This window comes from Flagellimonas sediminis (assembly GCF_010500845.1).
GTDB classification, from domain to species: domain Bacteria; phylum Bacteroidota; class Bacteroidia; order Flavobacteriales; family Flavobacteriaceae; genus Flagellimonas; species Flagellimonas sediminis.
The window spans coordinates 432234-451631 of sequence record NZ_JAAAMI010000002.1 but is presented as its reverse complement, the minus strand read 5'-3'; the positions used below and the strand labels follow the sequence as shown (position 1 = coordinate 451631).

Sequence of the window (19398 nt, the reverse complement as noted above, 5' to 3'; positions counted from 1 at the left end):
TCCCAAAATGGTGTTCGTTCCATCAGGGGGTGATAAAAATTGTTTAAATTCAAAGCTACTTTGCATTTGAACCAACTGACCGACCTCATGAAAAAACTGTTCTTTCAGCCTTTGTTCCTCTCCGTGGCACTTGTGGTATTGCTTCTTTTCGGGATATCCGGATATTATTTTGAAATTGGTTTCCCCGGGTGGGCCACCATGTTGTTGGGGCTGCTCATCGGAATATTGCTCTTGTTCCTTTTAAGGATCCTTTTCTCTAAGCTGGTACCTTTGCTGGGCAAGATTCCCACATCGGTCTATGCCACCCTATTAACAGGCTTTACGGCCTTGTATCTCATGAGGATGTATGCCTTTGGATGGCCTGCTCCCCTGTTTTATGTCCTTGTGATTTTCGCTTTGATTTGTTGTGGATTGTTCATATGGGGTATTTGGAAAATCCTTGCGAAGACCAATATCAAGGGTGGTGCCATAATGATAGTCGGGGCCCTGGTTTTGGCGGTAGCCGGTGTATATGGGTTTTCATTCTTGGAAGGAGATCCCTTCAGTAAAGAAGTGGATGGACAAAAATCCGAAATGGCCGTGACCACTTTGAAAGAAAAAGGATTGGATGACCCTTCATCTCCAGGGGCTTTTGAGGTGGAAACCTTCACCTATGGTAGCGGAACGGACCAAAGGCGACCTGAATATGCCGAAGGCGTAAAAATAAAGACCCCTTCTGTGGATGCTTCATTGCTGCTTCCGGATTGGAAGGACAAAAAGAAAAAATGGCGTGAAAAGTTTTGGGGATTTGGTGTGAAAGAATTTCCCTTGAACGGTAGGGTTTACATGCCCAAGGGAGAAGGCCCCTTTCCGTTGGTCTTGGTGGTGCATGGCAATCATAGCATGATCGATTTTTCGGATGCTGGATATGCCTATTTGGGGGAATTGTTGGCAAGTAGGGGTACCATTGTGGTTTCTGTGGATGAAAATTTCATCAATGCGCATTGGTCAGGTGATTTTAGGGGCAAGGAAATGCCGGTACGGGGTTGGTTATTGCTCAAGCATTTGGAACTTTGGAATGGATGGAACGCGAGCGGTAATGCAGATTTGAAGGGCAAGGTGGATATGGACAACATTGTTTTGATCGGTCATTCCCGAGGTGGAGAGGCGGTTTCTATTGCAGCGGCCTTTAATAAATTAAGCCGTTTTCCGGACAATGCGAATGAGAAATTCGATTTTGGTTTTGAAATCAAAGGGGTGGTCACCATTGCCCCAACCGATTACAGATATGAGAGGGAAATGGAGTTGGAAGACATTAACTATTTATCGCTGCAAGGGGCGTGGGATTCTGATGAAACAAGTTTTTGGGGCATGCGACCCTACCAAAGATTAAAATTCTCCAAAGATTTTAATGGCTTTAAAGCGGGCCTGTATATGAACCACGCCAATCATGGACAATTCAATTCCACATGGGGCAGGTCTGATTTTGGGGCTCCTACGGAGTGGTTGTTGAATTTGAAACCTTTGGTTTCTGGCGAAGAGCAAAGGCAAGTGGCCAAGGTGTACGTAAGTGCCTTTGTGGAGGCTGTTTTGAAGGACAACCAATCCTACGTTCCGATTTTTAAAAATGCGACCTTGGCCGGGGACTGGCTTCCCAAAGAAGATTATTTCTCTCAATATGAGGACACTTCTAAAAGGATTTTATTGGATTTTGAGGAAGATATGGACGTGGCCTCATCAAAAGGTGGGATTCAGATAAAGGCCCAAAATTTCAAGATTTGGCGAGAAGAGCAATTAAAGGCGAGGGATGGAGGTAGCCAGCAAAACAATGCTTTGGTATTGGGTTGGAGGTATGGAAAAGGTGCCAATGCCGATTCGTTGCCTCGCTATACCATTATGTTGCCGGATACCTTGAAGCATTTTGAAAGGGCTGACACCTTGGCCATCTCTATGGCGCTTGGCAATCTGTCCGAGTTGAAGATCAAAACCGATAAAAAGGAAAAAGAAAAGCTGCCCAATCAGGGGTTTAACTTTACTGTGGTGCTAACGGATAGTTTGGGTAGAATGGCTTTTGCGGATATCGCAGCTACAAATGCTCTTCCAAAAACCATCAAATCTAAATTTACGAAGTTCAAGTTTATGGATAAGAAAATGATGGGGCAGGAGTCCGAAATTCAATTGAAGAGCTGTTATGTGCCCATTTCCCTGTTCAAACAACAGAATGACAGTATCCAGTTGAACAAGCTAAAATATATCCAATTGTTGTTCGATAAAGATTCCTTGGGTGTCATGGTTTTGGACGATCTAGGCTTTTATATCCGGCCTTAAGAAAGTCTTGGGACTTTTTAGTTCAATTCTTTGTCAAAAACGTATTTCTTTCCGTCAAAGGTGAGGGAATTTTGCGCCAAAGAACTGTCCAATACGTTCTGCAACTGTATTTTAAGTCCTTTTATTCCAATTTTGATACTACAGGGAGGCCCCATTTTGGAAGAGATGGAATATCCATTTGTCACAATGGACGTTTCATTGTTGGGGAATGCAGGGGTTTCCTCCAGATAGCCGTTTTTCAAAAGATAGGCATTCACACGGTTCAACATTTTCTGTTGCATACTATCTTGGCCTTGCAGTAAGTACAAAGTTGTACCATCATACATTTTTAATTGATGGATGCCATTGTAGATGATGGGGGTGCCGTACAATGAGGTGGGTACCATTTTATCATTGGAATGGTAAAGTGCAATGTTCTTGATTCGATTTCCGGAATTTTCCAAACGGGTCGGCCAGGAGAACACGGCTATTTTTTTGTCATCGGATAGGATGAATGAAAAATGATGTTTTTTGGTCTTATATCCGGCATCAATCTCAGCCAATAATTTTTGGGAACCAATATGTTCAATGGTCCGTCTGATTTTTTCGTTGATTTCCACCAAGACCTCTGAATTGGGGTTAGGCATAGAACTCAAAGACTCAAGCTTGGTGAACAAGCTGTCCAAAGAGATATTGATTTCCGTACCATTGGCAAATTCTTGTATATGACCCTTTCGTACACAGGAAGAGGAAAGCAAGGCTAGGCTAAAAATAAATACAATGGGGGATTGGGTAAGTCTCATGTGAATGATGTCTAATTATGGCCTGTTGCAAAATTGTGAGTTTTACAAACACCTGTTGTATAGCAATCTACCAATAGGTCATTTGAGTTGACCAATCGGCTTTTTTAGTACATAGATGCCAAGTCATCAACAAGGTTGCAGCATTAAGAAAAAATTGGGAGTCCAAAAGTGTTTTATAACAGTTTATGTGCTTGTCCGATGAATCTTTAGTAACTTGGTCTGTTGGAAAGTAGGTAATCTTTCCATTGAAAAAGAAATGGCGGAATTGATCAAATTGTATGAAGAAAACCCTAATCCCCGACAGGTGGAGAAGGTGGTGAACATATTGAGAAAGGGCGGATTGGTCATTTATCCCACGGATACCGTTTACGGGTTGGGATGCGATATTACCAACACCAAGGCGTTGGAACGTTTGGCAAGGATAAAGGGCATTAAGTTGGAGAAAGCGAACTGGTCCTTCGTTTGTGCAGACCTGAGTAATTTATCGGATTATGTGCGACAAATAGATTCATCCACTTTCAAAATATTGAAACGGGCACTGCCTGGGCCCTATACCTTTATCCTTCCAGGAAACAATAATCTTCCAAAAGATTTCAAGAAAAAGAAAACGGTGGGTATCCGCGTACCGGACAACAATATTGCCAAGGCGTTGGTGGCAGAATTGGGCAATCCCATTGTTTCCACTTCCATTCGTGATGAAGATGATATTTTGGAATACACTACGGACCCAGAACTCATTTATGAAAAGTGGCAGAACCTGGTCGATGTGGTGGTAGATGGCGGTTATGGCGATAATGTGGCCTCCACGGTCATCGATCTTTCCGAAGGTGAACCTGTTGTGGTTCGGGAAGGTAAGGGAAGCCTTGATATTTTATAAAACAAAAAAAGCGGCCTTTTAAAGGCCGCTTCTTATTTTAAACCGATTTCTTATTTACCGGTACCGCCAATGGCAGGATCTTTCATACCTTCTTCGATCATGTTATAGAACTGATCGATTTTTGGAAGAACCACGATACGTGTTCTTCTGTTTTTGGCCCTATTGGCAGATGTGTCATTGCTTACAAGTGGAATATAGTAGCTACGTCCGGCAGCAGTCATTCTGGCAGGATCTACGCCAAAATCATTTTGAAGGATCCTGACAACTGAAGTGGCACGTTTGGCACTCAAATCCCAGTTGTCCAAAAGCACTCCGCTCTTATAAGGTACATTGTCCGTATGACCTTCTACCATAAATTCAAAGTCAGGCTTGTTGTTCACCACTTTGGCTACTTTGCCCAATACTTCTTTGGCAGCGGCAGTTACGTTGTAGCTTCCGCTTCTGAACAACAATTTATCAGAAATGGAAACGAATACCACACCTTTTTCAACACTTACCTCGATATCCTCGTCATCCAAGTTTCCAAGCACACCTTTCAAGCTCTGTACCAATGAAAGGTTTACAGAGTCCCTACGGGTAACGGCATCTTGAAGTTTCCTTATGGTAAGGTCTTTTTCTTTAAGGCTTTCCAATGATTTTTCAAGGTTTTCAGCACCTTTAGTGGTAAGGGTGGTCAAATTGCCCATGTTGTTGATAAGCTCTTGGTTGTTGGCTTTCAAGAAGGCATTTTGATCTTCGAGGGTTTTTAATTTGGCATCTGCAGTGGCTTTGTCTTCCAAACAATCGTTCAGCTTAACGGTTGCAGAGTTCAATAAATCTTGGGTTTCTTTTTGTTTGGCCTCCAGTTCAGCATATTTCTTCTGCGATACACAAGATGTTAATAGAACTGACATTGCCAATGTTCCTAGAAAAACTTTTTTCATAGTTCAGAGTATAATTAAAGGATTGTTAGATTAATCAATGTTAAAAAACTACACCAAAATTATAGAAAAACCAAGGCTTCGCTATTTCGGCTTCGTTAATCTTTTACTAAAATGTTAAAATTCTTTATATGATGTACGAAGTAGGACCAAACTATGGATGTCACAGGGTAGTACTTTAATAAAAAATTAGCTTTTTCCCGCTTTTTGTACATTTTGCTAAAGTTAGCATAAAAACTTAAATGCGCCTTGAGAATGGCAAAACAGTGATCGAATTTGAGTTGGAATATAAAGCGGGCAGCCGCAATGCCGTCCAACAATAATCGTAGTAACACTATGGGCCATGCTTTTTTGCGTGGTAGGTTTTTGGTGATGGAAAAAAGGGAATTCCTGAAATTCAAGAAGGTTTTCTTGGGATTCATATTGGATAGGGTGGAGCCGCCCAAATGGTAGACATGGCTGTGTCCCACGTAAAATACCTTGTGCCCCGCATTTTTGGCCCTCCAACAAAGATCGATTTCTTCTTGATGGGCAAAATAATCCTCATCAAAACCTTTCAATGATTGAAACACCTCACTTTTGATGAACATGCAGGCCCCTGTTGCCCAAAATACTTCTTTGGTGTCGTCGTATTGTCCTTCGTCCTTTTCAATGGATTGGAAAATCCGCCCCCTGCAAAAAGGGTATCCCAACATATCAATAAAACCACCGGCGGCACCGGCATATTCGAAATGATCTTTTTGCTTAAGATCCAATATTTTGGGTTGGATGATGGCCGCTTCGGGAATATCCTGAAATGCTTTGATGATGGGTCCCAACCAATTTTTGGTCACTTCCACATCGGAGTTCAGCAGGCAGAACAGGTCGGCATCAATCTGCTTTAACCCGTCATTGTAGCCTTTGGCAAAACCACCGTTTACATCATTTTGCACCACACCAATGGTAGGATAGTGCTGTTTTAAAAAGTTTACGGAACCATCGGTACTGGCATTGTCAACCACGTAAATATCGGCCCCCTTGGAATGCTCCATGACCGATGGGAGGAACCGCTCCAAAAGGGCTTCCCCGTTCCAATTGAGTATGACGACGGCGATTTTCAAAACGGAGGCAAATTAAAGGCTAAAATCAGGAATATCCTCCAAAAACCTGTATTTTTCATGCTCGAGGTCCATTTCACAACAATAATGTTCCAAACCGTTGGTCACCAAAAGATAGCTGGCCTTTAATTCGTAGTTATAACGGGCAATTTGGTCAAAGGCGTTTTGGTCTATTTTCACCTCGGGTGCCTTGCATTCCACTAACAAGAATATGGATCCGTCAGGATTGAAAACTACTATGTCGTAGCGCTTCTTCAAGGAATTCACGGTCAATTGTTTCTCCACATTGATCAAGCTTTTGGGGAAATTCTTGGTAAAGATCAAAAAATGCACCAAGTGCTGCCGTACCCATTCCTCTGGCTGCAGCACCACAAATTTTTTACGGATGCCGTCAAAAATGTACTGCCTATTTTGGCTATTTTTGATTCGGAACTCATATTTGGGAAAGTTCAATGGCTGCATTGAGCAAAAATGACGATTTTTTTTGGAATGGAAAGAGTTAAGGAAATTGTAGCGGAAATCAATAGGGGCAATCCTAAACCTATTTATTTTTTAATGGGTGAGGAGCCCTATTATATTGACAAAATATCACAATACATTGCGGACAATGTCCTGACCGAAGAGGAAAAGGGTTTCAACCAAATGGTGCTCTATGGAAAAGACACCACAGTGGAAGATGTAGTGGCCAATGCCAAACGTTTTCCCATGATGGCAGAGTATCAAGTCATCATCGTAAAGGAAGCACAGCACCTTTCCAGGACCATTGAAAACTTGATTTCCTATGTGGAAAATCCCCAACCGACCACCATTCTTGTCATCTGTTTTAAATACAAAAAACTAGATAAGAGGAAGAAGCTATACAAGGCTATTCAGAAGAGCGGGGAACTTTTTGAGAGCAACAAACTGTATGAAAACCAGGTGGCCGATTGGATCCGAAGGACCCTGAGTGGAAAGGGTTATAAAATTTCACCTAAATCCTGCGTGCTTTTGGTGGAGTTTTTGGGAACAGACCTCAGTAAAATCAGCAACGAGTTGGACAAACTTTCTTTGGTAGTACCCCAGGATACAGAAATCACGGCGGAAATTATTGAACGGCATATTGGGATCAGCAAGGATTTCAACAATTTTGAATTGAAGAAGGCCATTGGCGAGCGCGATGTGAAAAAGGCATCCCGGATTATCGATTATTTTGCACAAAACCCAAAGGACAATCCTTTTGTGGTCACCATTACCTTGTTGAACACTTTCTTCACCCAGTTGTTACAATATCATGGGTTGCACGATCACTCACCGGGCAATGTGGCCAAAGCATTGGGTATTAACCCTTACTTTGTGAGCGAGTTTACCGTGGCCGCGAAAAATTACCCTATGAAAAGAGTGAGCGGTATCATCTCAAACCTAAGGGACTTGGATCTTAAGAGCAAAGGTGTTGGGGCCAATAATATGGCGCAAGCGGACTTGCTTAAAGAATTATTGGTTCAAATTGTATAGCTTACTTTTTATCCACGCTGTATTTGCCTGGGCCCAATAGCATGATCACAACAAACACAGTTAGGTAAAGAAGTGCCAGTTCCTTGCTTCCGAAGGGATCGGCACCGTGGATCATAAATCCTGCCACAAACATGGTAATGGCGGTTGGTATGGCAGCCCAACGGGTCTTGAACCCAACGATCATCAAAATTGGGCAGATAAATTCGCCCACAACGGCCAAAAACAAAGTAGGTGCCTGACCAATACCAAAGGGGTTGGCGAATTCGGTATTGCCGTTGATCAAGTTCATAAGTTTGGGGTAGCCATGGGTCATCATGAATGCGGAAGGAACAATCCTCAATAATGCCAACCCAAGGTGTATAAGCGTGTTATTTTTCATTCATGGGGGATTTAATCAGCGTGAAATTATTAATAAAGTTTCAAAAAATACAATATTACTTTATGAAAAGCGTGTTTGAGTTGATACATGGGTTGAAAACTATCTCAGTTTTGGGAACGATTTTGGATCTACTTCGTGCATGATGCCGTAAACTTTCTCAAAAATATCCTCTGCGTTCGGTTTGGAAAAATAGTCGCCATCTGTAGCGTAAGCAGGTCGATGTGCTTTAGATGTCAAGGTTTGCGGTGCACTGTCCAAATATTTGTACCCCCTTTGCTTTTCTACAATTTCTTGCAATAAATAGGCAGAGCATCCTCCCGGAACGTCCTCGTCTATGACCAAAAGTCTATTTGTTTTTTGAAGACTTTTGACCACATCATGACCCAAATCGAAAGGTAAAAGGGTTTGCGCGTCGATAACTTCTGCATCAATACCCACTTCAAGAAGTTCCTGTGCCACTTTTTCAACAATCCTCAAAGTGGAACCATAGGAAAGCAGGGTGATGTCCGAACCTTGTTTTAAAACTTCAACTTTTCCTATTGGGGTACAGAATTCGCCCAAATTGGTTGGCAATTTCTCCTTCAATCGGTAACCGTTGAGACTTTCAATGATCAATGCGGGCTCATCACTCTTCATTAGAGTATTGTAGAACCCGGCAGCTTGCGTCATGTTTCTAGGGGCGAGTATGTACATTCCACGTAGCAGATGGATCAAACCTCCCATTGGGGAGCCCGAATGCCAAATGCCTTCTAGGCGATGCCCGCGTGTACGCACGATCAACGGGGCCTTTTGTTTGCCCACTGTTCTGTACATCAAGGTGGCAAGGTCATCACTTAACGTTTGGATCGCATACAGGATATAGTCCAAATATTGGATCTCCGCTATGGGACGTAACCCACGGAGCGCCATCCCGATGCCTTGACCAATGATACTGGTTTCACGGATACCCGTATCGGCAACCCTTAGTTCCCCAAATTTTTTCTGAAGTCCTTCCAGTCCCTGGTTTACATCACCAATGTTTCCGGTATCCTCGCCAAAAACCAATGCTTCAGGGTATTTTTCGAACAAGGCTTCAAAATTATCCCGAAGAATAATCCTCCCGTCCACTTCTTCGGTGTTGTTGGAGTAAGAGGGGTATACGGCCGGTATATTGGTGGCCCTATTACCCAGTTCACTGTATAAATGGGAACTGTATTTGGGTTCATTGTTCTCCAAAAAGTTGGAAATCCAATGTTGTAGTTGTTTTTTTTCCGGAGTGTTTTCACCTAACAAAAAACGAAGCGCATGTCGGGACTTACTTGCCAAATCCTTTTTCAGTGGCTCTTCAATGGCTATCAGGTCGTTCTTTATTTTGGTTATAAATACCCTGTTCGGACTTTTGCTTGCGGCTTGATCCAATAGTTGAACCAACTGTTTTTTGGCTTCCAAATGGGGCTTTAAGAACTCGGACCAAGCTTCTTTCTTGGCAGTCCTGACCTTATGCTTGATGTCTCGTTCCAGTTTTTTTAGATCCTCTTCCGTGCAGATGCCGTTTTCCAGGATCCATTCCCTGAATTGTTTATTACAGTCGTGTTCCCGTTCCCATTCCAACCTTTCGGCGGATTTGTAACGCTCGTGGGAGCCAGAGGTGGAATGTCCTTGGGGTTGAGTCAATTCGGTAACATGAATCATTACAGGTACGTGCTCTTCCCTTGCAATATCAGAGGCATTTTCAAAAGCATGGATCAAGGCGGTATAATCCCATCCTTTCACTCTAAGGATTTCATACCCTTTGTTTTCTTCGTCGCGCTGCAATCCACTTAAAGCTTCGGAAATATCACCCTTGGTTGTATGGAATTCAGAAGGCACCGAAATGCCATACTCATCATCCCAAATACAGATGACCATGGGAACCTGCATTACCCCGGCCGCGTTGATTACTTCAAAAAAGTGGCCTTCACTGGTACTGGCATTGCCAATGGTTCCCCAAGCCACCTCGTTTCCATTGTTGGAAAAGTTGGTTTGGTCTATCTCCTTTATGTTTCGGTATATTTTAGATGCTTGTGCAAGTCCTAACAGGCGGGGCATTTGACCTGCAGTACACGAAATGTCCGCGCTACTGTTCTTTTGTTTGGTGAGATCCTTCCAGGTACCATCCTCGTTCAGGCTATGGGTCACAAAATGGCCGCCCATTTGCCTGCCGGCACTCATGGGATCTTTGTTGATGTCCGTAGTGGCATAAAGTCCATGAAAGAACTCTTTGGGGCTCAAGTAGTCCAAGGCCATCATAAAAGTCTGATCCCTGTAGTAGCCACTTCTAAAATCCCCATCTTGGAACGCCCTGGCCATGGCAAGTTGGGGTAGTTCCTTTCCATCACCAAAAATGCCAAATTTGGCCTTTCCGGAGAGTACCTCACGACGGCCCAACAAGCTACATTCCCTACTGGTCACGGCAATTTCATAATCCTGAAGGATCTGCGATCGAAAATCTTCGAAGGAAATATCGTTGCTGGTACTCGGGTCAGGTTTCATGGGCTAATGTCGATTTCTGCGAAATTACTAAAATACATACAAATCAGCAATATCAGACCATGTTAATAAAATATCGATTCAACAACATTATTCTGATTTTAAAACAAAAAATTCAAACAATAACCAATTTTAAACTTTCAATTTATCAATATGATAAATCAGAACCATTTTCTTGTAAATAGGCCCACTAGGGTTTTGGGGCTAATGGTGACAATAAAACGGATGCGTTGGCCATAATCGTCTTGGCCAATTTCCCATCCTCGGTTGGAGTAAACAGGGAAGTACAATTCAAAATAATCGGTGACCAAGTTCAAACGGACTCCTGAGTCATAGACAAAACGGGAATCACCCCCTTTGCTTTTTAAGAAACCCAGGTCACCATATGCCTCTACCCATCTCCAAATATTGGTGCTGGCGTTGGTAGTGGCGATCCAATCGTTCGCAAACGGATTTTCTAACTTGGATTTAAACCCTCCTTCGGCAATAATGATCTGTTGACTGTACAACCCAGAACTTTCAGACCTTCCCAGATAGGCTAGGTCGAACATATAATCCGTGGGACGGTCCAACGCAAAGCTGAAGAAATCGGATGCTGTATTGTTCCTTAAAAATTTGCCTGCATAGAACCTCAGGTTAAACTGCCTGTTGCTTTGGAATAGTTTTCGGTATTCCATTTCAAAGGCCAGCTTGGAAAAATCATTGGAATGCTGGGCATCCAAAGACCAGGAAACATAGTTCAGGATATTGTTGTCCACATCTGTGAAACGAACGTTCATCACCCCATAATTGGGGTCGGTGTCAATTTGGTCCGCAAGGGCGGCATCCACACTGCGGAAAACATCCCTATAACGAAACATGAGGTATTGTCTGCGGTTGGATAGCAAATCATTGGGCCTCCACCCCAAGGTTATGGCAGGAGTAAGGGTAGAGAAACGTGAATTTTCCTGAAAGTGGGAGGTGGAACCGGCAAACGAAAAATCGGTTACGTACAATCCCGTTTTTTTATGGTATTTCCGATAACGGAAACCAGCTTTTCCTACCAGAGTGCGTTCCAAAAAGGAATAGGTAGGGGATATGTCATATAAAAACTGTCTTTCCAAAAACGTTTTGTTGTATAGCCTCAAACCAGGAGTAATACCATCATAAATGTTGAAGTTGGCCACAGGAACATAGAAAACTTGGTTGTAGTTTGGGTCTTCCGTATCCTTAAAGAACTGGAACTTGAGTTTCTTGTTGCTGGATAAAAACCCGTTCAGGGTTTTCCAGTTGTCCCGTTGGTTGAATTCTGGGATTTTTTGGTCGTAGTTCAATACCATACGGTCTTCCCCATTTCTAGGAAGGGTCACCGTTTTAGTGGAATCAATTCCTGTGAACCAATAATGGGAGATGACCGAATCTTTCTGAAGTCCAAAAAGCGAAATAGGAACATTGGTGCCCCGCTTGTTTTTTATGGTCAGGGAAATGGAATCATCCGTCTTGGTAATTTTCTTGATCTTAAAATCAATCTTTTTATCGGTGGAGACGTATTCGTCAAAAAACCAATTGATGTCCTTATCAGTATGGGCCTTGATGGTATTTTCAAAATCCAGGGCAGAAACATGTTGTCTCAGCTTGAAATTTTTGTAAAAATCCGTTATACTGCTGTCTATTTTATGCTCCCCCAGATAATTGGAGAGGTAAGACATACCCAACCCTGCCTTATATCCATTCGCGATTTTTTGGTTGAATTTGATCAAGGAGTCATTGCTGGTGGTCAAGGCCTGATCAATATTTTTTCTTACAGAAACCATGCTGAACAAGGCATACTGCTCATTAAAGTCCATTTGGGCAAAATGGAAATTTTTTATGCCCCAAATTTTTGAGAGTTTACCGGCCAATTTCTGATCGGGATAATGATCTTCCACATAATGGATCATAAGGTAATACCCAATGGCATCGTTCACCCATCGCTCTTGGCGAGGATCTAAGAATAGGGTTTCCCTTAAATAACTACGAACGGCGGTTTTTAGGAATTTCATCTCAAACTGGAACTGCTCCTCGTAAGGCCTGATAAAGGAAGGAAGCTGGCCAATCCCGTACAATGGTGATTTATTGTAGTCGTATTCGCTTACCAACAAGTTTTCATGTGGGTACTTGCCAAGGTTCTCTTCCAAGAAATCGGCAACCCTGTTGATGGAAATCCCTTGGGATATTTCATCGTATTTGTTGGACTCAATATCAGTAGTGACCGTTAAAGGCCCAGTAACATGTTTTGTAAACGTTTTTTGGGTAGAAAGAATGATCTCGCAGTTTTTTCTCTTGTCCCCAAAAAGTTGTATGTGCTGTCCGCCAGGAAATTGGGAGACAATGGATTGTCTGTAATTGGAAGCAATGTAAAGCCGCTCCGGAAAGGTCAGGTTGATGGAAGTTTCGGTAACGTCTGTGTAAAGATCGTCCAAGTTCTTGTTGTCATAGAGTCGCCAATACCCATCAAAAACAGCAGGGGAGAGGTACCAATCCTTTAGGTTGTACCCACCGTCATCCAAGGCACCGTAACCCGTAAATTTTGCATTCGGCAATTTGATGGTGTAGGTAAGAAAAAGTTCCACAGATGCCCCAGGGCGGAGAATATCGTTCAAGGTAACGGCAATCAAATCCCGATTACCAACCCTTTCCCAATTCAATCCGGTATAGTTCTGATCCACAATGGACATGATGGTCGTCTGTCCCCTTTCACGGTCTTTTGCCAAATGGAGCCCCCTGTTGAACTCTTCCGCAAAGCGTTTTGCCAATGCGGTGTTCTTGTTGGAATAGGCATGGTTCCAATCATTGAAATAAAGGGAGGAAAGCCCACTGGAGGAATGGTTCACATAAGTGAATTTCTGCCGAATCCTGATCTGGTTACTCGGTCCATCAAGGGTTGCCACAATTTCATTCTTGTGCTGCCCCCAAAGTGAGGAACACAGTAAAAAGAAAAGCAAAGCTGCCTGATATGGAACTCGGAGGTACATCAAAATAAACTCGATTAAAAGTTCGGGCTAAGGGTTCTACCTTTGTAAAAAGCGTCTATTATTTCAACTACCTCGTCCTCGGTATCCACTATTTTGATCAGGTCAAGATCCCTTGGGCTAATATTGCCTGCTTCCAACATGGTATTTTTTACCCAATCGATCAGACCTTGCCAAAAATCGGTTCCTACCAAAATGATTGGGAACGTATGGATCTTATGGGTTTGGATAAGGGTAATGGCCTCAAAAAGTTCGTCCAAGGTGCCAAAACCTCCTGGCATGACCACAAATCCTTGTGAATACTTTACGAACATCACCTTCCTCACAAAAAAATAATCAAAGTCAAGGCTTTTGTCTTCGTCAATATAGGGGTTGTCGTGCTGTTCAAACGGAAGGTCAATGTTGAGGCCCACGGAAGTACCGCCTGCTAGACTGGCACCCCGGTTTCCGGCTTCCATGATGCCCGGACCACCACCCGTGATGATTCCATATCCCGCCTCGGAAATACGTTTGGAAATGTTTACTGCCAGGTCATAGTATTTATTGCCAGGTCTTACCCTTGCAGAACCAAATATGGAAACGCATGGGCCAATGGCACTCATTTTTTCAAACCCGTTTACAAATTCTCCCATGATCTTGAAAATGGCCCAAGAGTCATTGGTCTTAATCTCATTCCATTCTTTGGAATGTTGTTCTTTGCGCATTTGCATAGTCGTATCTATTTAAATTGCCCTCGCAATTTTTTGCTTGGTGTTCTCCAATTCTTTCTTTAAAAATTTGGCCGTATAACTTTTTTTGTCCTTCGCTACTTCTTCAGGAGTACCGGTTGCCACCACCATTCCCCCGCCTCGGCCGCCCTCATATCCTATGTCTATGATATAATCCACCATTTTAATGACATCCAAATTGTGTTCGATCACCAATATGGTGTTGCCTTTGTCCACCAGTTGGTTGAGTACTTCCATGAGCACCCTGATATCTTCAAAATGTAGTCCAGTTGTAGGTTCGTCGAGGATGTAAAATGTGTTTCCGGTATCGCGCTTGGATAATTCGGTTGCCAGTTTTACCCGTTGTGCCTCACCCCCGGAAAGAGTGGTGGATTGTTGCCCCAATGATATATAACCCAAACCCACATCTTTTATTGTTTTGAGCTTTCTATGAATCTTGGGAATGTTCTCAAAGAAATCCACCGCTTCGTTGATGGTCATTTCCAGTACATCCGAAATGGATTTTCCCTTGTAGCGGATTTCCAAGGTTTCCCTGTTGAATCGTTTGCCGTTACAGGTCTCACATTCCACGTACACATCGGGCAAAAAGTTCATTTCGATCACTTTAAGACCGCCTCCCTGGCAGGTTTCACATCGGCCTCCTGCCACATTGAAACTGAAACGACCCGGTTTATATCCGCGGATGGTTGCCTCGGTAGTTTTGGCAAAAAGATTTCTAATTTCGCTAAACACCCCTGTATAAGTTGCAGGATTGGATCGAGGCGTTCTTCCAATAGGGGATTGGTTGATGTCGATAACTTTGTCGATATGCTCCAACCCTTTTATTTTTTTATACGGCATGGGTTTTTTGACCCCATTGAAGTAATGCGCATTCATGATAGGGTATAGGGTCTCGTTCACCAAGGTAGATTTGCCACTTCCCGATACACCAGTGACCCCGATAAGTTTTCCCAAAGGGAATTCCACGGTCACATCCTTCAAATTATTGCCCGTACAGCCTGAAAGCACTATTTTTTTTCCGGTTCCTTTTCTTCTTTCACTTGGAACAGGAATCTCCAGTTCTCCTGTAATGTATTGTGCGGTTAGGGTATGATGGTCCTTTAACTCTTGCGGACTCCCTTCGGAAATGATCTCACCCCCATGTTTTCCGGCCCTTGGGCCTATGTCGATTACATGATCTGCACGTTCGATCATATCTCGGTCGTGTTCTACCACAATCACGGAATTGCCAATATCCCGAAGCGATTCTAATGAATGGATCAAGCGTTCATTGTCCCTTTGGTGCAAGCCGATACTCGGTTCGTCCAAAATATAGAGCACCCCCACCAGTTGTGAGCCTATTTGGGTTGCCAGTCGGATACGTTGCGCTTCACCACCGGATAGGGATTTGGAACTTCTATCCAAGGATAGGTAATCGAGGCCCACATCCAGTAAAAAACCGATCCGTGCTTTGATTTCCTTGATGATTTCCTCGGCAATGATCTTTTGATCTCCTTCCAAAGTATCTTCAAGCTGCTGAAAGAACGTAGCCAACTCGGTGATGTCCATATGGGCCAACTCGGCAATGTTCTTTTCACCGATCTTAAAGTAAAGGGATTCTTGTCTCAACCTTGCTCCATGGCAGGAGGGACATTTCACTTTATCCATGAAATCCTTGGCCCACCTTTGGATGGATGTGGAATCCGCTTGTTCAAATTGTGTCTTTATAAAATTGGCAATACCTTCATATTCAATTTTATATTGACGTTTGACCCCGAGGGATTTGGAGTCGACCTCAAAACTTTCCTTACCGCCGTACAGAATGACCTCCATGGCTTCTTCGGGGATTTTTTCAAGGGCATCCGAAAGGTCAAATTGGTATCGTTGTGCAATGGTCTCCAACTGTTTGAAGGCCCAGGATTTCTTGTACTCGCCCAAAGGCGCCAAACCACCGGCTTTTATGGAGATTTTGGTGTTGGGCATGATTTTTTGAACGTTTACTTCGTACACATGTCCCAATCCACTGCACTCAGGGCACATACCCTTTGGCGAGTTGAACGAAAATGTATTGGGTTCTGGGGTAGGATAGGAGATACCCGTGGAAGGACACATGAGATCCCTGCTGAAATAACGAGGTTCCGCCTCACCTTCTTCCAACACCATCAATACATTTTCCCCACTGTACATGGCGGTATTGATCGTTTCGGTCAGGCGTTTGTGGAAATCCTCGGTATCGGAAACCTTCAAACGATCGATGACAATTTCAATATCGTGGGTCTTGTATCGGTCCACCTTCATGCCCTTGGTAATGTCCGTGATCTCACCATCGACCCTGACCTTTACAAAACCTTGTTTCGCAATTTGTTCGAACAGTTCCCGATAATGACCTTTTCTGGATTTGATTACAGGGGCCAATACGTTGATTTTCTTATCGAGGTAGGAGGTAATGATCAGTTTTTTGATCTGTTCATCACTATAACTGACCATCTTTTCTCCCGTATTGTAACTATAGGCATCCCCGGCACGGGCAAACAGCAGTCGCAGAAAATCGTATACTTCTGTAATGGTGCCTACGGTGGATCTAGGAGATTTGGAGGTGGTTTTTTGCTCTATGGCGATAACTGGGGATAGGCCATCTATCTTGTCCACATCGGGTCGTTCCAAGCCACCCAAGAATTGCCGTGCATAGGCCGAAAAGGTTTCAATGTAACGTCGCTGGCCTTCAGCATAGATAGTATCAAACGCCAAAGAGGATTTTCCACTGCCCGAAAGTCCAGTGATCACTACGAGTTTTTCACGTGGAATGGTGACATCGATATTTTTCAGGTTGTGTACCCGGGCACCCTTGACCTCAATATGTTCTTCGTAGTTGACCATAAATCATAGCAAAGCTTCAAAAGTAGCGATTTGACACGTAAAAAAGAAGGAGGTTTGCTTTTCGTTTTTGTTAATAGAAAGCATCTAAATTGAGGCTTCTTATATCAGATGATCAACCGTACGCCCCCCAGTTCCTGCAAGGGGTAGGGAAACTTGTCGCTAGGACTTCCGATGAACATGAAATTGATGGGAATGTTCCACTCCGCCGACAGTTTTTTGATAAGTTGTGGCGTGAATTTTCCATGCAATTGAATGTATTCTATTTTAATTTCAGGGTATTCCCTGTCCAGCACATCAAGGTCGGACACAAAGCTTTTAGTCGCCTGTTCCCCTTCGGGGAAAACGGACACGATCTTGAGCTTTCGGGTGTGCTCATTGTTTCGGATGTACAAAAGTACCTTGTTCAATAAGGCTACGTCGTCCTTTTTGGTGAAGTATACGAACTCTTGGTCGTTGATCCTGTTGATGGTCTGGTTGATGCCTTTGTAGGACCGAACCAAAAAGCGGTTGATGGGATCCAAGAAATAGCGGATCAATCGCAAAAGCAACTTGAGCAAAGCCGTGCGGTTCAACATTACCATGACCAAGGCAATGGTGGGAATGAAATATTCCATGAACACCGCCAAATAATCTGGGTTAAGAATGATGTTCCCTGCTAAGGCCACAATAACCGCAGCAATAGCGATCAATAAGGATAACCAACCTGAACGTTCAGGTCGCGGTAGGTTTTTTCGCCTCACCTTCAGCAAAATGTTGCCGATTCCGAACAAGGCCATCACGGACAAGAATGCAATGGTGTAGACCCCAGCCAAAGCTTCCAGATTCCCTTCGGTAATCAACAATATGGACACGCAGAGTAAGAAGAAAACAATGGCAATGCGATAGGTGCTTCCCTTTTTGTTTCGCTTTAAGAGAAATGGGGGAAGAATTCGGTCCAAGGTAATCCGCTCCACAAGCCCTGAAACACCCACAAAGGAAGTAAGCACCGCACCACTGAGCACCAATACGGCATCTACAGAAACCAATGTGGACAACCATGGGCCGCCAGCTTGGTTCCCCATGATGGAGAGCAACGCCTCGCGGTTGTGTTCTATCTCAGAAATGGGCAACACCGCCAAGGCCAAGAACGCGATCAATGGGTTGAAAATGGTCACCACGATCCACATATTGCGTAGAGTTTTAGGGAAAACACCTTTTTTCTGTTCTTCCACAAAGTTGGCCGAGCTTTCGAACCCGCTGATTCCCAACATGGCGGCCGAAAAGCCAAAGAACAGGGCCATGGGGAGTGCCCCATGTTTTACGGGCAAGGCATTGTTGTCCGTAAATACTTTTAGCCCGTGTTCAAAAAGGTACATGCCGGCAAATGAGGACAATAAAATCAACGACGACAAGTGGAAGATAAAAATAGCGATGGCTACTTTGGACGATTCCCCGATACCGATGATTACCAATCCCATAAAGATGGCCAATAGTCCAATGGTGGCCAAAATAATGGGGAGTTGGGGCACCAGGGTGCCCAGATAGGCCATAGCCTCATTGGCGGAAATCACCGCGGTGGCCATATAGGACAACAGCGTTAAAGAAGCGGCCAAGGAAGCCATTCCCTTGCTCGTGGTGTTCAAGAGGGCGTTGTAGGCCCCACCGTTCATGGGAAGGGCTCCGACCACTTCCCCGTAAATCTTTCTGAACAAAAACAGGACGACCCCTACGATCAACAGGGAAATCCAAGCGTATTGACCGGCATGCAACACCGCCAACGCGGATACGTACAGGCAAGAAGAACTGATGTCGTTACCACTGATGGATGTAGAGGCCAACTCTCCGAGTTTTACCCTTAATTTTTGTGGTTCCATGTAAGATGGCTTATAAAAGCTAGAACGAATGTAGGGTAAAGTTGTAAAAATTCTAAATTTACGGGCGATAAAAACCAGATTTATGAAACTATTGGGTATCGGCTCCCGTATTGACCACCCCGAATATGGCAAAGGCGTGGTAACGAACGTATCATCAAAACATTATTGGGTCACTTTTTTGGAAAACGGATTGGAGACCATTGACCTGGACTCCGAATTTGAAGTCATCGAAGGAGTAGAGGACGAAATGGATTCCGTGAGCTTTTTTGATATCGAACGTTCACTTGTCCAGATTTTGGAAAAATGGAGCGATACCCACGAAAAAGTGGCCATTGCGGATAAATGGAAAGGCGGCAAACTGATTTTGGACCCGGGGGATGCCACCCAGAACAAGGAAATGCCCATCGAGACCTTTTTTCATAAGATCGTGATGGTGCGCGACCGTATCCGTGTGATGGAACAAAAGATCAACAGCAGCAACAATCTGGACGATCAGGAAAAAATTGACCTACAGCAATACATTACCCGTATTTATGGCAGCTTGACCAGTTTTAATGTACTCTTCAAAAGCAAGAGCGATTATTTTGTGGGGGAGAAGGGGAAGTGACAA

The 19398-nt window shown here is 43.7% G+C and carries 14 protein-coding genes; 4 read left to right on the top strand and 10 right to left on the bottom strand.

The features are described from left to right. The first annotated feature begins 87 nt into the window (after nucleotides 1–87). Nucleotides 88–2307, top strand: a complete 2220-nt coding sequence (locus GTK07_RS06655; protein WP_163634284.1) for an alpha/beta hydrolase — start codon at nucleotides 88–90, stop codon at nucleotides 2305–2307. A gap of 17 nt (nucleotides 2308–2324) precedes the next feature. Here the strand turns inward: GTK07_RS06655 and GTK07_RS06650 are convergent, their stop codons facing one another. Then, nucleotides 2325–3089, bottom strand: coding sequence for a hypothetical protein (locus GTK07_RS06650; RefSeq protein WP_163634282.1), 765 nt, complete (start codon nucleotides 3087–3089; stop codon nucleotides 2325–2327). A gap of 256 nt (nucleotides 3090–3345) precedes the next feature. On the opposite strand from GTK07_RS06650, the gene GTK07_RS06645 reads away from it, so the two are divergent. After that, nucleotides 3346–3966, top strand: coding sequence for an L-threonylcarbamoyladenylate synthase (locus tag GTK07_RS06645; RefSeq protein ID WP_163634436.1), 621 nt, complete (start codon nucleotides 3346–3348; stop codon nucleotides 3964–3966). Between the two features lie 50 nt (nucleotides 3967–4016). On the opposite strand, the gene GTK07_RS06640 is transcribed toward GTK07_RS06645, so the two are convergent. The 3 genes from GTK07_RS06640 to GTK07_RS06630 form a co-directional block, all read right to left on the bottom strand. Beyond that, nucleotides 4017–4889: an OmpA family protein gene (locus GTK07_RS06640; protein ID WP_163634280.1), complete on the bottom strand. Its 873-nt coding sequence runs from the start codon at nucleotides 4887–4889 to the stop codon at nucleotides 4017–4019. Between the two features lie 95 nt (nucleotides 4890–4984). Beyond that, the gene (locus GTK07_RS06635) at nucleotides 4985–5986 is read right to left on the bottom strand and encodes a glycosyltransferase family 2 protein (protein WP_163634279.1); all 1002 of its coding nucleotides are present in this window, start codon (nucleotides 5984–5986) and stop codon (nucleotides 4985–4987) included. 12 nt (nucleotides 5987–5998) lie between these two features. After that, the gene (locus GTK07_RS06630) at nucleotides 5999–6445 is read right to left on the bottom strand and encodes a type I restriction enzyme HsdR N-terminal domain-containing protein (protein WP_163634277.1); all 447 of its coding nucleotides are present in this window, start codon (nucleotides 6443–6445) and stop codon (nucleotides 5999–6001) included. A 27-nt stretch (nucleotides 6446–6472) separates the two neighbouring features. Here GTK07_RS06630 and holA point away from each other — a divergent pair, with 27 nt between their 5' ends. After that, on the top strand, nucleotides 6473–7474 hold the full coding sequence (gene holA, locus GTK07_RS06625) for a DNA polymerase III subunit delta (RefSeq protein WP_163634275.1): 1002 nt from the start codon (nucleotides 6473–6475) through the stop codon (nucleotides 7472–7474). Nucleotide 7475: 1 nt separating this feature from the next. On the opposite strand, the gene GTK07_RS06620 is transcribed toward holA, so the two are convergent. From GTK07_RS06620 to GTK07_RS06595, 6 genes are all read right to left on the bottom strand, one after another. After that, complete coding sequence (locus GTK07_RS06620; RefSeq protein ID WP_163634273.1) at nucleotides 7476–7853, bottom strand: DoxX family protein; 378 nt, start codon at nucleotides 7851–7853, stop codon at nucleotides 7476–7478. 99 nt (nucleotides 7854–7952) lie between these two features. Next, nucleotides 7953–10364, bottom strand: coding sequence for an alpha-ketoacid dehydrogenase subunit alpha/beta (locus tag GTK07_RS06615; protein WP_163634271.1), 2412 nt, complete (start codon nucleotides 10362–10364; stop codon nucleotides 7953–7955). Nucleotides 10365–10522: 158 nt separating this feature from the next. After that, nucleotides 10523–13354 (bottom strand): gluzincin family metallopeptidase, encoded by a 2832-nt coding sequence (locus GTK07_RS06610; protein ID WP_163634434.1) that lies wholly within the window; start codon nucleotides 13352–13354, stop codon nucleotides 10523–10525. A gap of 14 nt (nucleotides 13355–13368) precedes the next feature. Further along, nucleotides 13369–14055 (bottom strand): LOG family protein, encoded by a 687-nt coding sequence (locus tag GTK07_RS06605; RefSeq protein ID WP_163634432.1) that lies wholly within the window; start codon nucleotides 14053–14055, stop codon nucleotides 13369–13371. Between the two features lie 18 nt (nucleotides 14056–14073). Continuing rightward, nucleotides 14074–16935 carry an excinuclease ABC subunit UvrA gene (uvrA, locus tag GTK07_RS06600; RefSeq protein WP_163634269.1) on the bottom strand — a complete coding sequence of 954 codons (2862 nt, stop codon included), beginning with the start codon at nucleotides 16933–16935 and terminating at the stop codon, nucleotides 14074–14076. A 104-nt stretch (nucleotides 16936–17039) separates the two neighbouring features. Continuing rightward, complete coding sequence (locus tag GTK07_RS06595) at nucleotides 17040–18788, bottom strand: APC family permease (protein ID WP_163634267.1); 1749 nt, start codon at nucleotides 18786–18788, stop codon at nucleotides 17040–17042. Between the two features lie 82 nt (nucleotides 18789–18870). Between GTK07_RS06595 and GTK07_RS06590 the strand changes: the two genes are divergently transcribed. Continuing rightward, nucleotides 18871–19395: a hypothetical protein gene (locus GTK07_RS06590; RefSeq protein ID WP_163634265.1), complete on the top strand. Its 525-nt coding sequence runs from the start codon at nucleotides 18871–18873 to the stop codon at nucleotides 19393–19395. The last annotated feature ends 3 nt before the right edge of the window (nucleotides 19396–19398 follow it).